Source organism: Streptomyces sp. NPDC052721 (assembly GCF_040678315.1).
Lineage (GTDB): Bacteria > Actinomycetota > Actinomycetes > Streptomycetales > Streptomycetaceae > Streptomyces.
Window position 1 is genome coordinate 1 of the sequence record NZ_JBFATL010000039.1, and the last position, 14,916, is coordinate 14,916.

Genomic DNA, 14,916 nt, shown 5'->3' on the forward strand with positions numbered 1-14,916 from the left:
TCCTACAGCGGGCTGTTCAAGTCCTTCTTCGACGTGCTGGACAAGGACGCGCTGGCGGGCAAGCCGGTGCTGATCGGGGCCACCGGCGGGACCGGGCGGCACTCGCTGGTGCTGGAACACGCCCTGCGGCCACTGTTCGCCTACCTGCGGGCCGTCGTCGTCCCCACCGGGGTGTACGCCGCCTCCGAGGACTGGGGCGCCGAAGGACTCGCCCAGCGGATCGAACGGGCCGCGGGAGAACTCGTCGCGCTGATGACCGGACCGTCCATCACCGCGCAATCCGCCCAGCCGGTCTTCGAGTTCCGTCCGCCCGCGCCCGCCGCACCGGCCACGAGGGTCCGGTGACCCGGTCCGGCACCGTGCGCGCCACACCCCACCTGACGGCACCACGAAAGGCGTTGATCGGTCGTGACCGAACTGGCAGGTGTCACCCACCACACCGCCCGGCTGAACGGAATCCGGCAGCACTGGGTGAGCGCGGGGGACGGCCCTCCGGTCTACCTGCTGCACGGCTTCCCCGAGACCTGGTACGGCTGGCGGAAGCAGATCCCGGTGCTGGCCGAGCGGTACACCGTGATCGCACCGGACCTGCGCGGCTACGGCGACACGGACAAGCCCGCCTCCGGTTACGACAAGCGGACGATGGCGGGCGACGTCCTCGCGCTGATGGACCACCTCGGCCATGACCGGATCGCCCTGGTCGGCCACGACCGCGGCGCACGCGTCGGCACCCGGTTCGCCAAGGACCACCGCGACCGGATCGACCGGTTCGTGGCCATGGACAACATCCCCACCCGCGTCATCGCCGAGACCTACGACGTGCACCTGGCCCGGCAGGGCTACTGGTTCTTCACCTTCCTCGGTGTGCCGGACCTCCCCGAGGCCCTGATCGCGGGCCGCGAGGAGATCTGGCTGACCCACTTCTACCGCAGCTGGTCGTACGACCCCGGCATGCTCAGCCCGGAGGAGATCGCGGTCTATGTGCGCGCCTACCAGCAGCCCGGGGCCGTACGCGGCTCCTGCATGGACTACCGGGCCGCGGCCCAGGACGTCGCGCAGGACCAGGAGGACGCCGACCGGCTCATCGACTGCCCCGTGCTGACCATGTGGGGCGAGGACTTCAGCGCGGTCGGGCAGGCGTACGACGTCCTCGACGTCTGGAAGGGCCTGGCCCGCGACGTCCGCGGCGTGTCCATTCCGCGGTGCGGGCACCTCTGCCAGGAGGAGCGCCCCGACGTGGTCAACGCGGAACTCCTCGCCTTCCTGTCGGACTGGGCGGGCTGAGCATGGCGCTGCTGGAACCGGTACCGGAGAAGCTGCGGCCCCCGCACACCGAAGGGCCGGCCGCCGGCCGGGTGCCCGATGACCGGGCGTCCGGCACGCCCGACGCCCTGCGGGCGGACCTGGTCCGCAGGCGGAGCACGCCACGGGCCGGAACACGACGCCGTTCCTCGAAGCCGAGTGGGGCGCCCGCGCGACCGGACTGATGTGGCGGATCAAGGAGCTCGTCGCCCCGGCCGGTGTCCTCAAGCGCATCCTCCAGATGGACGGCCCGGCCCCCCCAGTTCGGCCTGGGCAAGTCGTACCCGGGCTTCACACCCACCGGCCCCCGGCTGGTGACCCCGGACGAGTTCGACGACCCCGACGACCTGGAGCTGACCTGCGCCGTCAACGGCGAGGAGGTGCAGCGCGGCCGTACCCGGCAGATGATCCACCCGGTCCCCGCTCTCATCGCCAAGCTCTCCGGCGTGCTGCCGCTGCTGCCGGGCGACGTCATCTTCACCGGCACGCCGGCCGGCGTGGGCCTCGGCCGCACGCCGCAGCGCCGGCCGGCCGCCGGCGACGAGCTGGTCAGTTCGGTCGAGGGGATCGGCGAACTGCGGCAGCGGTTCGCGGACTGACGGCCCATCACCTCACGCCGTCGACTGACGGCCCATCACCTCACATGTCAAGCACCCCACTGTTCATCTCACAGAGAAGGAACGACATGACCAGCCCTATGACGACGCGGACGCGTACCGGCCTGCTGGCCACGGCGGTGGTCGCGGCCCTCGCTGTCACGGCGACCGGCCCCGCCACGGCCGCCCCGGCCTCCACCGCCTCGGTCGGCCCGGCGTCCCACGCGCGCTTCTTCGCGCACCTCGACGTGAGCGCAGGGCAGCGGCCGGAGAACATCACCCTGGAGCCCGGCGGCAGCGCGGTCGTCACCTTCGCCTACAACCGCCAGGTCGCCCGCATCACCCCCGACGGCCGGGTGCACGTCCTCGCGACGCTCCCCGAGCCGCCCGCCGGCTCCGTCACCCCCGCCCTCACCTCGCCGTTCCTCGGCGGGATCGTCCGTGCGCACGACGGGACGCTGTACTTCCTGTACGCCACCGGCAGCAGCGACCTGACCGGCCTGTGGCGCCTGCGGCCGGGCGGCACCCCGCACCGCATCGCCGCCCTCCCGGCCGACGGCCTGCCCAACGGCCTGGCGCTGGACGAGCGCGGCGGTCTGCTCTACGCGGCGGACTCGGTCCTGGGCACCGTCTGGCGCGTGCCGCTCACCGGCGGGGCCCCCACCGCGTGGGCCACGGCACCCGAGCTGGCCGCCGACGGGTTCCTGGGCGCCAACGGCATCAAGGTCCACAACGGCGCGGTGTGGGTGTCGAACCTGGACCGGGGCACCGTCCTGCGCATACCGGTCACCCGCCGCGGCGCGGCCGGTCCCGTCTCGACCAGGGCCACCGGCCTGGTGGACATCGACGACTTCGCGTTCACCGGCCGCGGAGACACCCTGCTGGCCGCGATCAACAAGGACAACGAGGTCGCCCGGGTGGAGCCCGGCGGCCGGCACACCGTGGTGCTCACCGCCGCCGACGGACTGCAGGGTCCGACCTCCCTCGCCGTACGAGGCCGCACGGCGTACGTCGCCAGCGCCGCCTACTTCACCGACGACGACCCCAACCTCCTGGCCGCCCGGATCGTCCCGGCCCCCGGCACGTAGGCCCGGACGCAGGCCCACCACCGCAAACGAGCGAGAGGACAGCGCGATGGACCCGCAGTACACGGCACCGCCGACGGCCGAGTTCGACCCGGAGGCGTTCCTCGTCGTCCCGCCCAGAACCTTCGAGGACCTGCGCGTCGGCGAGGTGTTCCGGGCCCCCAGCCGCACCCTGACCGACGCCCACGCGGCGGCCTTCCAGACGGTCTCCGCGGACAACCACCCGGTGCACTACGACGCCGAGTGGGCGCGCCGGCACGGACACTCCGCGCCGGTGGTGCACGGCCTGCAGGTACTGGCGTTCACCGCGCCGGGCGCCACGCTGTTCCCCCACTTCATCGGTGAGGTGTTCATCAGCTTCCTGGAACTGTCCTGCACGTTCCTGGCCGAGGTGCACTCCGGGGACACCCTGTACCCGGCGCTCACCATCACCGGCCTGGAACCGCGCGGCGATGAGGGTGTCGTGGTGACGGCGGCCACCATCCACAACCAGCGGGGCGAACTCGTGCTGTCGGGGCAGCACAAGTACCTGCTCCGACGCGGGTGAGCGACTGACAGCACTCCCGGTACCGGGACGGCCCTGGCCGGCGAGAGATCGCCGGCCAGGGCCGTCGCCGTGAACGGTGTGCGATCTTTCGGTGATCTCGGGCATCCGGAGAGGACCGGCCTTTGTCGTCGCTGTCCGGGAGGGAGCCTGCGTGCCTGTACCTGTGCGCCCCGTTCGACGTGTGCGCGCCGATCGACGCTTCGATCTGCGCACGACCGCCCTGTTCTTCCTGCTGCTCGCGGTCATCCTGTGCCTCCTCGCGCTGGTGGTGCGGACGGCCGCGGGCATGGCCGAGCGGCGCCCGCTGTGGGCCGGGGCTCTGGCGGTGCTCGGCATCGCGGCCGCTGTGATGTGCCGGTCGAGGTGGCGCCGCTTCTCCGCCGCGACGTACGCGCGCCGGGCCGCCCGGGCACTGGAGGAAGCGGCCGAGGAGGCGTCCGTTCCGCTACGGCCGGCCGAGGAGTTGTCCCTTCCGCTACGGCCGGCCGAGGAGGAGACGGCCGGAGTCCCCGGTGGCGTGGTGGACTGCGCCGAGCTCGGGCCCGATGGTTTCGAGGAGGCCATAGCCGGCCTGTGCGCCCGTGACGGCTGTCACGAGGTGGAGGTGGTGGGAGGCGCCGGCGACTTGGGGGCGGATGTGACCGCGCTCACCCCGGACGGACGGCGCGTGGTGATCCAGTGCAAGCAGTACGGTGCCGCCAACAAGGTCGGCTCGCAGGACCTCCAGCGGTTCGGGGGCACCTGCTTCACCATCCACGAGGCCGATGTCGCGGCGGTCGTGACGACGAGCGACTTCACCGCGCCCGCTCTCGAGTACGCGCGTCAGTGCGGCATCGTGTGCGTGGACGGCCGCGCTCTGGACGCCTGGTGCCACGGTACGGGGCCGAGTCCGTGGGACGGAACGGGCGTCGAGTGCTGACCGTGCGCGGGCAGTTCCCCATCCACAATGCGCCCACGCTCCGATAACATGATCGAACTCACGACAAGCACACCCTGATTGCCCGACCTCACCGGAAAACCAAACAACACCCAACACATCGGCCGAACAATTGATACCTAGAGCATCGCGGGTCATTCCGCCACCAAAGAGCAGAACTCCGTTCGCCGCATGGCGTCAACCACGGGCGGTGCTGTGGGCCGCGGCCGGTGTGGTGACCCTCGCATTCCTCGTGGCGCTGGAAATCTCCGCGCGTCACTACGGTCTGCCGGGGCCGATCGCCTATCAGGTACGAGAGCTGATATTCCCGCCTAAATCAGGGTTCCTGTTGTACGCCAGCCTGGCGTTGACGATGGTCGTCCTCACCTGGCGGGAACGGTTCATCGCGGCCGGCGTCGCGATCGGCATCGACCTCGTCTTCCTGCTGGCACGGTGGTCGGCCGGCGCCGACCTGACCGAGGACGGCCATCCCTTCGGCAACGGCGCGTTGTGGGTCATCGTGGGCTGCGCGGTCATCGCGGTCACGCGCCGCACCGGCCGGGAACGCCTTCTGCTGCTGAAGGGCGTCGGGCTGGGCCTGCTGCTGGTGGCCGGCCGCAAGACGGGCGACACCTGGCTCCTCATCACGTCGAAGACCCGCCCGACGGTGCTCGACCCGTACGTGGCGACCGCCGATCACGCGCTGGGCAACCCGTCATGGGTGGTCGGCCGGATCGTCCGGGCCACCGGTACGATCGGCGCCCACGCCCTCGACTACGTCTACGCCCAGCTCGCGGTGGCCGCGGTCGTCGTCGCGCTGTACCAGCTGCGCCACGTGGCCGCCGAACGCCGCTTCCCGCGCCACCATCTGGTGCGCACGTTCCTGGTCATCGGCCTCCTCGGGCCGGCCATCTACATGATCTTCCCGGTGGTCGGGCCGGTCTTCGCCTACGGCGCCGACGGCGGGCACTGGTCGGTCGCCGACCTGTGGCCGGACACGCCGTCGCCGATCGGTCCCCCGCACCCCGTACCGTTCGACGAGATCACCCCGCGCAACTGCATGCCCAGCCTGCACACGGCATGGGCCACCGCGATTTTCGTCCACTCCCGCAAGGGACCGCGATTCCTGCGCCATGCGGGCACGTTCTGGCTGATCGCCACACTCACCGCCACACTCGGATTCGGCTACCACTACGGCGTCGATCTCGTCGCCGGCGTGGTGTTCACGCTCACGATCGAGGCAGCGCTCCGCGCGCTCGACCGGGGCTGGGACCGGTCCGGAATCCAGCTGGTCGCCCACGGTACGGCCGTATTCGCCGCGCTCCTGCTGTCCTACCGCTTTCTGCCGGTGGAAATGGCCGCGTATCCGTGGCTGTTCGGCCCCCTGCTCGTCCTGGCCATGCTCTCCGTGATCCACGGCTTCGTACGGACCACCGCACTGTGGGAACCGAAAGCCCCACCGACACCGCTACCGGAACCGCAACCCGAACTGGGAGTTGTCCCTTAGGCAGCGCCCTGGGCGCGGGACACACGAAGTTAACGTCTGCGACTCGGTGGTGAGACCGGTGCGGCCGACGATCGCCATACCTGTCAAGCGACAGGTATCCGCGACCGATCGGAGGTGCGGTGATGAGCCGACCCGACCTCGTCTCCGGGCAGAGCCCTGACGCCGGTGTCACGACCAGTCCCGCCGGCGCCGGCTACCAGCAGGAGCTGCGCCGCGGAGTGGGCGGCTTCGCGTCGTTCGCCGCCGGCTTCTCCTTCGTGTCCGTCCTCACCACCGTCTTCCAGCTCTTCGGCCTCGGCTTCGGCCTCGGCGGGGCGTCGTTCTTCTGGACCTGGCCCCTGGTCTTCGCGGGGCAGATGCTGGTCGCCCTCTGTTTCGCCGAACTGGCGGCCCGCTGGCCGATCTCCGGGGCGATCTACCAGTGGTCGAGCCGGCTGGCCGGTACCACGGCGGGCTGGTTCGCCGGCTGGATCATGATCCTTGGGCAGATCCTCACCGTGGCGGCCGCCGCCATCGCGGCGCAGGCCGTGCTGCCGGGCATCTGGTCCGGCTTCCAGATCGTCGGCGGCCCGGGCGCCGATCCGTCGGTCGGTTCCCCGGCCGGCGCGCGGAACGCGGTTCTGCTGGGCTGCCTGCTTCTGGTGATCACCACGGCGGTCAACATCCTGGGCGTCCGCCAGATGGCCGCCGCCACCAGCTTCGGCGTCGCCGTCGAGATCATCGGCGTGATCGTGCTGGTGCTGGTGCTCTTCTTCCTGCCCGAGCGCGGCCCGCAGGTGGTGGTCCAGCACACCGGCTGGGCCGGGCACGGCGGCTACGCCGGTGCCTTCCTCGCGTCCTCGCTGATGGCGGCGTACGTCATGGTCGGCTTCGACTCGGCGGGTGAACTGGCGGAGGAGACCCACAGCCCGCGCCGGACCACCCCCCGCACCATCCTGCGGGCGCTGATCACCTCCGGGCTCGGCGGCGCGCTGCTGATCCTCGCGGGGCTGACGGCCGCGAGCAGCCTGACCGACGGCGAGCTGGCCGCCGGCGGTCTGTCCTGGGTGCTCACCGACCGGCTCGGAGGGGTGCTGGGACGCCTGCTGCTGTGCTGTGTCGCGGTGGCGGTGTTCGCCTGCACCCTGGCCGTGCAGACCTCCGGTGCCCGGATGATGTACTCCATGGCGCGCGAGGGCGCCCTGCCGTTCCACCGGCACCTGCGCAGGGTCTCGGCGCGTACCGGCACGCCGGTCGTCACGTCGGTCGTGGTGGGCGTGGGCGCCGCGGTCGCTCTGCTGGTCGACCTCCGCCAGTCGGCGATCTTCACCGCGCTCTCCAGCCTCTGCATCGCCCTGCTGTACCTGGCCTATCTCGGCGTGACGCTGCCGCTGCTGGCCGCGCGCATCCGGCACCGGGGCGCCGGCGGACTCCCCGGCGGCGTCGACGAGGCGGGCCGCCCGTTGTTCTCGCTGGGCCGGTGGGGCGTGCCGGTCAACGCGCTCGCCGTGCTCTTCCAGACCGGCATGACGGTGAACCTGGTCTGGCCCCGCGCGGAGATCTACGACCTCACCGGCGGCACGTGGTGGCTGCGGTGGAGCGCGCTGCTCTTCATCGGGCTGAGCCTGGCGGTGGGCGCCGGCTACTTCCTCGCGCGCCGGCTGCACCGCCGTATCGAACTGCGGCCCGTGCCCCACACCCACGTCGAGCCGCCCGCCCCGGCCCGGACCGTCGGCGAACCCGCCTGACGGGTCCGGCGGTTCCCGCGGCGCCCTCCCCCGGCGCCCGGCTTCCCACCGACTGACGTACCGACGTACCGACGCAGCAACGAGAGGATGGCGGGACATCCATGACCACGGCCGAAGGCTCGACGGCTCGCGCGCCGCACGACCGGCACTCCGGCGAACGGGCCACCGCCCGGGTCCGGGACCAGCACCTGACCGACAGTGTCCGCAGTGCCCGGGACGACGCCCGCGCCCAGGCCGGACGGGCCGGCGCGTGGATGCCGTACCTTCCGGCGTCCGGCAGCCCGTACTGCCCGCCGGGGGTGGACCCGGCCGCCCTGGTGTGGGCGGAGACGGTGGCCCCCGGCGGCTACACCCACAAGGTCCTCGCCCGCGGCACCCGGCTGCGCTTCGACGACCCGACCGGTGACGCCTGCGCCCACCTGCTGCTCTTCAACGCGCTCGAACCGGTCGAGCGGCTCAACGTCGCCGACACCCAGAAGGTCCCGTGGCAGGCCTACCTGGGCGAGAACCATCCGTTGCTGTCCGGTGACGGCCGGGTCCTGGCCGTGGTCAGCGGTGACTCCTCCTCCCGGCACGACGCCTTCTGCGGCACCACCACCGACCCCTGGAACGAGCGCAAGTACGGTGACGCCCGCCCCGAGGGGCCGTCCCCGTCCGGCCGCGGGCTCTTCCTCAAGGCTGCCGCCAAGCACGGGCTGGGCCGCCGCGATCTGCCGCCCAGCGTGTCCTTCTTCCAGGGCGTACGCGTCGAGGCGGACGGCGCGCTCGCCTGGCGGGGCAGCGCCGGTCCGGGCACGCACGTCGAACTCGTCGCGGAGATGCCGCTGCTGGTGCTGATCGCGAACGTCGCCCACCCGCTGGATCCGCGCCCCGGCTACGTCGTCGGCCCGCTGCGGGTGCACGCCTGGCGGGGCGTGCCGACCGGCCCGGACGAGCCGCGCTTCACCGCCACGCCGGAACTGCACCGGGCGTACCTCAACACCGCCGACTACTGCCAAGCCAGGGGGCTGTGACATGACGACCGCGCGGACCGAGAACACGCTGAGCGAGAACACGCTGACCACCTGGCCGGCCGCCGCGGGTGGCACCGTCGCCTCCACCGTCCCCGTCGGCGCCGTGTACGCGGAGGGTACCGCCCTGGACTGGGGAGCGAGCCTGGTCGAAGGCGCCGTCGTGCTGGACGCGGTGGTGGCCCCCAACGCGCCCTGGTCCGCGGTGGTGGCGAAGGGGCACGTCCTGACGATCGTCGACGTCGGCGGCAACCAGTCGGCCGACTGCCTGCTCTACAACGCCCGCGATCCCGAGGAGCGTTACAGCGTCCCCGACACCCTGGCATGGCAGGGCAACGCCTATGTGCGCACCGGCACCGTGCTGCGCAGCGGGGAGGGCCGCCCGCTGATGACCGTCGTCGCCGACGAACTCGACCGGCAGGACACCATCGGCGGCGCCTGCGGGAAGGAGTCCAACACGCTGCGCTACGGCCACCATGTGATGTTCCAGCACGGCTGCCGCGAGAACTTCCTCGCCGAGGCCGGGCGGCACGGCCTCGGCGCGCGGGACATCGTCTCCAACCTCAACTGGTTCATGAACGTGCCGGTCGAGGCGGACGGCGCGCTGGGCATCGTGGACGGCATGTCGGCGCCCGGCCGCCGGGTCGCGGTGCGCGCCGAGACGGACGTCCTGGTGGTGGTGTCCAACTGCCCGCAGATGAACAACCCGTGCAACGACTTCAACCCGACCCCCCTGCGCATGATCGTCGTGGACCCGGGGCGGCCCGGCGGGCCGGCCGCGCCTGACCCGGACGCCCCCGGCACCGACAGCCCCGGCGCGGACGCCCCACGGTCCGCGCAGCCCACCCGCACCCCGGAGGATGCCGCGTGACCCGTCCCACCGCCGTGCTCGTCGCCAACCGCGGTGAGATAGCCCGCCGCGTCATCCGTACCGCCAGGAAGATGGGCCTCGGCACCGTCGCCGTCTTCTCCGACGCCGACCGGGCCGCCCCGCACGTCCGCGAGGCCGATCACGCGGTCCGTCTGGGCCCCGCCCCCGCCCGTGACTCGTACCTGCGCGGTGACGCGATCATCGAGGCCGCGCTCGCGCACGGCGCCGGAATCATCCACCCGGGTTACGGCTTCCTCTCCGAGAACACCGCCTTCGCGCGTGCCGTGGAGGAGGCCGGTCTGCGGTTCGCCGGACCGACCGCCGACCAGATCACCGCCTTCGGCGAGAAGCACACCGCCCGCGCCCTGGCCAAGGCGGCCGGGGTCCCCCTGCTGGCCGGGACGGAACTGCTCGCGAGCGCCGGGGAAGCCGTCGCCGCCGCCGAGTCGATCGGGCTGCCCGTGATGGTCAAGGCCACCGGCGGTGGCGGCGGCATCGGCATGCGGGCCTGCGCCACCCCGGGCGAGGTGCGCGAGGCCTTCGCCGCCGTCGCGGCCCTCGCCGAGTCCCACTTCGGGTCGGCCGGCGTCTTCCTGGAACGCCTGGTGCGCCCCGCCCGCCATGTCGAGGTGCAGGTCTTCGGCGACGGCACCGGCCGGATCGCCGTCATCGGCGACCGTGACTGCTCGCTGCAACGCCGCAACCAGAAGGTGATCGAGGAGGCCCCCGCCCCGGCCCTGCCCGCCGCCGTCCGCGCGCTGCTGCACGACTCGTCGCGGCGGCTGCTGGCCTCGGTCGGCTACCGGGGCGCGGGGACCGTGGAGTTCGTCTACGACCCGGTGCGCGAGGAGGCCGCCTTCCTGGAGGTCAACACCCGGCTCCAGGTCGAACACCCGGTGACCGAGGAGGCGTACGGGGTCGACCTCGTCGCCCTCATGCTCACCCTGGCCCGGGACGGCGCGGTCGACGACGCGGTGTTCGCGCGGGAGTGGACGCCCACCGGGCACGCCGTGGAGGCACGCGTCTACGCCGAGGACCCCGGCCGGGACGCACAGCCGTCCTCGGGCCTGATCACCCGGGCGGTCTTCCCCGGCCAGGGCGCCGACGAGATGCCCGGCGTCCGCGTCGACGGCTTCGCCGAGACCGGCCTGGAGATCTCCCCCCACTACGACCCCATGCTGGCCAAGGTGATCGCCCACGGTCCCGGCCGTGACGCCGCCTTCGACGTGCTGGGCCGGGCCCTGGCCGCCTGCCGGGTCGACGGTGTCGTCACCAACCTGGGCCTGCTGCGCTCGCTGACCGGGCGGCAGGAGGTGCGCGAGGCCGTGCACAGCACGAGCACCCTCGACACCGCCACCGACCCCGAGCCGCGCATCGACGTCCTGGTGCCGGGGGCGATGACCACCGTCCAGGACCTGCCCGGCCGGCTCGGCTACTGGCACGTGGGCGTTCCGCCGAGCGGCCCCTTCGATCCCGTCTCCTTCGCCGAGGCCAACCTGGCCGTCGGCAACGCGGCCGGGGCGCCCGCGCTGGAGGTCACCGCGGGCGGGCTGACCCTGCGCTTCTCGGACGCCACCGTGATCGCCGTCACCGGCGCCCCCGTCCCGGTCACGGTGAACGGCACCCCCGCGGCCCTGTGGGAGCCGGTGCCGGTCCCGGCCGGCACCACCCTGGTCCTCGGCGCCTGCCAGGGTCCCGGCCTGCGCAGTTACGTCGCCGTCCGGGGTGGCATCGACGTACCCGCGTACCTGGGCAGCGCCTCGACCTTCGCCCTGGGCGGCTTCGGCGGCCACGGCGGCCGGGCCCTCGTCGCCGGAGACGTCCTGCGGCCCAAGGCCGACGCCACCTCGGGCACCCCCACCGGCGCGACCCTCACCGGCGGCGGCCCCACTCCGCCCGAGCGCCGCCCCGCCCTCACCTCGTACTGGCGGATCGCTGTCACCGAAGGCCCCCACGCCGCACCGGAGTTCTTCACCCGCGCGGACATCGACACCCTCTACGCCACCGACTACACGGTGCACCACAACTCGGCCCGCACCGGGATCCGCCTGATCGGGCCCCGGCCCCGGTGGGCCCGCCAGGACGGCGGCGAGGCCGGGCTGCACCCGTCCAACATCCACGACACGCCGTACGCGGTGGGCGCCCTGGACTTCACCGGTGACACGCCGATCGTCCTGGGCCCGGACGGGCCTTCCCTCGGCGGGTTCGTCTGCCCCGCCGTGGTCGCGGGCGGCGAGCTGTGGAAGCTGGGCCAGCTCCGTCCCGGCGACACCGTCCGCTTCGTACCGGTCAGGGAAGCCGAGACGGCCGGTCTCGACGCCCGCCGCGCCGCGCCCACGCTGATCAGTGACGGCGGAGACGGCGACGACGGCGTACTCGGCCGCCTGCCCGCCACCGACGCCCGCCCCGGCGTCACCTACCGCCGGGACGGTGACGCCAACCTCCTGGTCGAGTACGGCCCCATGACGCTCGACCTCGGACTGCGGATGCGGGTGCACGCGCTCCAGGAGACCCTCGCCGCGCACGCGCCCGCCGGCATCCTCGACGTCACCCCGGGCATCCGCTCCCTGCAGATCCACACCGACGCCCGCCGGCTGAGGCCCCGTGACCTCGCCGCCCTGCTGCGCGAGCTGGAGGACGAGGTTCCGCCCACCGACGAGCTGGTGGTCCCCTCCCGCACCGTGCGCCTGCCACTGAGCTGGGACGATCCGGCGACCCGCCTGGCCATCGAGCGGTACATGGCCGGGGTGCGCGACGACGCCCCGTGGTGCCCGTGGAACATCGAGTTCATCCGCCGGGTCAACGGCCTGGAGACCGCCGACGACGTCTACCGCACCGTCTTCGCCGCCTCCTACCTGGTGCTCGGGCTCGGCGACGTCTACCTCGGCGCCCCCGTCGCCACACCCCTCGACCCACGCCACCGCCTGGTGACCACCAAGTACAACCCGGCCCGCACCTGGACCGCGGAGAACTCCGTCGGCATCGGCGGCGCCTACCTGTGCGTCTACGGCATGGAGGGCCCCGGCGGCTACCAGTTCGTCGGCCGTACCGTGCAGATCTGGAACCGCTTCCGCACCGGCGGTCTGTTCCAGGACTCGCCCTGGGCGCTGCGCTTCTTCGACCGCATCCAGTGGTACCCCGTCACGGCGGAGGAACTGCTCGAACTGCGCGCCGAGACGGACGCCGGCCGCGGCGCCTTCGCGACCGAGGAGGGCACCTTCTCGATCGCCGAGTACCAGGCCTTCCTGGCCGCCGAGGCCGACTCGATCGCCGCCTTCCGCGATCGGCAGAGCGCCGCGTTCGAGGCGGAGAAGCAACGCTGGCGGGCGGCGGGCGAGTTCGACCGGGACGACGCTCACGAACCGGCGGCCCCCGGTGCCGACGCGGGCGCCGTCTCCCTGCCGGACGGCGCGGTGCCGGTCACCGCGCCGTTCACCGCGACCGTCTGGCAGACCGTCGCCGAGCCCGGCGCCGCCGTGGCCGAGGGCGACCCGATCCTCTCCCTGGAGGCGATGAAGATGGAGTCCAAGGTGAGCGCCCCCACCGCCGGGACCCTGCTGGAGATCTACGTCAAGCCCGGTGAACAGGTCGCCCCCGGCCAGGTGCTCGCGGCGGTACGGGCATGACCGCCGGCACGCCGGTCGCACGCGTCGAAGCCGCCTACGACCGCATCGGCAGCGCCGGCCGGCCCGAGATCTGGATCCACCTCCGCCCCCGAGACGAGGTGCTCGCCGAGGCCGCCGCCATCGACCCGGCGCTGCCCCTGGCCGGTCTGGTCGTGGCCGTCAAGGACAACATCGACGTGGCCGGCCTGCCCACGACCGCGGGCGCCCCGTCGTACGCCTACCGGCCGCGCGCCGACGCGCCCGCGGTGGCGCGGCTGCGCGCGGCCGGCGCGGTGGTGCTGGGGAAGACGAACCTGGACCAGTTCGCCACCGGCCTGGTCGGCACCCGCAGCCCCTACGGCGCGGTGCGCAACGCCTGGGACCCGGCCCGCATCTCGGGTGGGTCGTCGTCCGGATCGGCCGTCGCGGTCGCCCTCGGCATCGCCGACATCGCGCTCGGCACCGACACGGCCGGCTCCGGGCGGGTGCCCGCCGCCCTCAACGGCATCGTCGGGGCCAAGCCCACCAAGGGCCTGGTGCCCGTGACCGGAGTGGTCCCCGCCTGCTACACCCTCGACTGCGTCACCGTCTTCGCCCGCGACCTGCGGCTCGCCCGCACCGCGACAGAGATCGTCGAGGGCCCCGACCCGGCCGACCCGCTCTCCCGCACCGGCACCCAGCTCCCGCCGCCGCCCGCGCGCCCCCGGATCGCCGTACCGGCCCCGGAGCATCTGGACGGCATGGCCGACGGCTGGCGCGCGGCCTTCGACGCCGCGGTCGCCCGCCTCGCGGGAACCGGCGCGGAGATCGTCCAGGTCGACGTCACCCCGCTGCTGGAGGCCGCGGACCTGCTGTACGGCGGGGCCTTCGTCGCCGAGCGGTACGCCGCCGTGGGCCGGCACATCGAAAAACACCGCGACCTGATCGGTACGGGCCTCGACGCCACCGTGGCCTCCATCGTGCTGGCCGGCCGGGAGAAGACCGCCGCCGACTGGGCCGCCGACACCGCCCGGCTCGCCGCGCTGGGCGCCGCCGGACGCGCCGCCCTCGACGGCTGCGCGGCGCTCCTGACCCCGACCACCACCTGGCACCCCACCCTCGCGGAAGTGGCGGCCGACCCGGTCGGCGCCAACGCCCGGATGGGCCGCTTCACCAACTTCGCCAACCTGCTGGACTGTGCCTCGCTCGCCGTCCCCGCCGGGTTCGTGGACGGCCTGCCCTTCGGCGTGATGCTCACCGGCCCGGCCTTCTCCGACCGCGCCCTGGCCACCCTGGCCGAACGGCTGGCCGCCCCGGCGCTCGACCTGTTCGTGGTGGGCGCCCACCTCACCGGCCAGCCGCTCAACGCGCAGCTGGTACAGGCGGGCGGCACACTGCTGGGCCCGGCCCGCACCACCCCCGGCTACCGGCTGTACGCCCTGAACACCACCCCACCCAAACCGGGCCTGCTCCGGGCCACCGGGAGCGGGCCGGGCGGCGACGCCGAAGCCGGCAGCCACGCGGAAGCCGGCGGCCACGCCGAAGCCGGCATCGAGGGGGAGGTGTGGCGGTTGCCGGCCGCGGGGTTCGGGGCGTTCGTCGCGGCCGTTCCCGCGCCGATGGCCATCGGCACCGTCGAACTCGCCGACGGGCGGCGGGTCAGCGGTTTCCTGGTGGAGCCGTACGCCGTCGAGGGCGCACCCGACATCACACGCTTCGGCGGCTGGCGGGCGTACACGGCGTCCGCGTGAGAGCAGGCGATCGGGCGAGG

At 73.2% G+C, this 14,916-nt stretch carries 11 protein-coding genes and 2 pseudogenes; all 13 read left to right on the forward strand.

The genetic code is table 11. The annotated features are described in order from the left end of the window. Nucleotides 1-345 (forward strand): NAD(P)H-dependent oxidoreductase (locus AB0L21_RS29955; RefSeq protein WP_365787578.1); only part of this gene is annotated, 345 nt, incomplete at its 5' end. A gap of 63 nt (nucleotides 346-408) precedes the next feature. Then, nucleotides 409-1,284: an alpha/beta hydrolase gene (locus AB0L21_RS29960; protein WP_365708123.1), complete on the forward strand. Its 876-nt coding sequence runs from the start codon at nucleotides 409-411 to the stop codon at nucleotides 1,282-1,284. A gap of 127 nt (nucleotides 1,285-1,411) precedes the next feature. Continuing rightward, nucleotides 1,412-1,528, forward strand: a pseudogene (locus AB0L21_RS29965) (FAD-linked oxidase C-terminal domain-containing protein); the annotation flags it as partial. After that, a pseudogene (locus AB0L21_RS29970) lies at nucleotides 1,523-1,901 on the forward strand (fumarylacetoacetate hydrolase family protein); the annotation flags it as partial. The pseudogenes AB0L21_RS29965 and AB0L21_RS29970, both read left to right, overlap by 6 nt. A gap of 86 nt (nucleotides 1,902-1,987) precedes the next feature. Beyond that, nucleotides 1,988-2,986, forward strand: a complete 999-nt coding sequence (locus AB0L21_RS29975; RefSeq protein ID WP_365787580.1) for a hypothetical protein — start codon at nucleotides 1,988-1,990, stop codon at nucleotides 2,984-2,986. 46 nt (nucleotides 2,987-3,032) lie between these two features. Next, nucleotides 3,033-3,530, forward strand: coding sequence for a MaoC family dehydratase (locus AB0L21_RS29980; protein WP_365708128.1), 498 nt, complete (start codon nucleotides 3,033-3,035; stop codon nucleotides 3,528-3,530). A 181-nt stretch (nucleotides 3,531-3,711) separates the two neighbouring features. Next, nucleotides 3,712-4,449, forward strand: a complete 738-nt coding sequence (locus AB0L21_RS29985) for a restriction endonuclease (RefSeq protein ID WP_365708130.1) — start codon at nucleotides 3,712-3,714, stop codon at nucleotides 4,447-4,449. Between the two features lie 208 nt (nucleotides 4,450-4,657). Further along, complete coding sequence (locus AB0L21_RS29990) at nucleotides 4,658-5,953, forward strand: phosphatase PAP2 family protein (RefSeq protein WP_365708132.1); 1,296 nt, start codon at nucleotides 4,658-4,660, stop codon at nucleotides 5,951-5,953. 122 nt (nucleotides 5,954-6,075) lie between these two features. Beyond that, on the forward strand, nucleotides 6,076-7,680 hold the full coding sequence (locus AB0L21_RS29995) for an amino acid permease (protein ID WP_365787582.1): 1,605 nt from the start codon (nucleotides 6,076-6,078) through the stop codon (nucleotides 7,678-7,680). Nucleotides 7,681-7,781: 101 nt separating this feature from the next. Beyond that, nucleotides 7,782-8,693: an urea amidolyase associated protein UAAP1 gene (locus tag AB0L21_RS30000; RefSeq protein WP_365787584.1), complete on the forward strand. Its 912-nt coding sequence runs from the start codon at nucleotides 7,782-7,784 to the stop codon at nucleotides 8,691-8,693. Nucleotide 8,694: 1 nt separating this feature from the next. After that, complete coding sequence (locus AB0L21_RS30005; RefSeq protein ID WP_365787586.1) at nucleotides 8,695-9,561, forward strand: urea amidolyase associated protein UAAP2; 867 nt, start codon at nucleotides 8,695-8,697, stop codon at nucleotides 9,559-9,561. Beyond that, complete coding sequence (gene uca / locus AB0L21_RS30010) at nucleotides 9,558-13,187, forward strand: urea carboxylase (protein ID WP_365787588.1); 3,630 nt, start codon at nucleotides 9,558-9,560, stop codon at nucleotides 13,185-13,187. The genes AB0L21_RS30005 and uca overlap by 4 nt, the downstream gene beginning before the upstream one ends. Continuing rightward, complete coding sequence (locus AB0L21_RS30015) at nucleotides 13,184-14,896, forward strand: allophanate hydrolase (protein ID WP_365787590.1); 1,713 nt, start codon at nucleotides 13,184-13,186, stop codon at nucleotides 14,894-14,896. Before uca ends, AB0L21_RS30015 begins: the two co-directional genes overlap by 4 nt. Nucleotides 14,897-14,916 lie beyond the last annotated feature (20 nt).

Coding starts and splice junctions, on each gene's coding strand:
- AB0L21_RS29975 (WP_365787580.1), top strand. CDS start 1,988: ATGACCAGCCCTATGACGACGCGGACGCGTACCGGCCTGCTGGCCACG.
- AB0L21_RS29980 (WP_365708128.1), top strand. CDS start 3,033: ATGGACCCGCAGTACACGGCACCGCCGACGGCCGAGTTCGACCCGGAG.
- AB0L21_RS29995 (WP_365787582.1), top strand. CDS start 6,076: ATGAGCCGACCCGACCTCGTCTCCGGGCAGAGCCCTGACGCCGGTGTC.
- AB0L21_RS30000 (WP_365787584.1), top strand. CDS start 7,782: ATGACCACGGCCGAAGGCTCGACGGCTCGCGCGCCGCACGACCGGCAC.
- AB0L21_RS30005 (WP_365787586.1), top strand. CDS start 8,695: ATGACGACCGCGCGGACCGAGAACACGCTGAGCGAGAACACGCTGACC.
- AB0L21_RS30015 (WP_365787590.1), top strand. CDS start 13,184: ATGACCGCCGGCACGCCGGTCGCACGCGTCGAAGCCGCCTACGACCGC.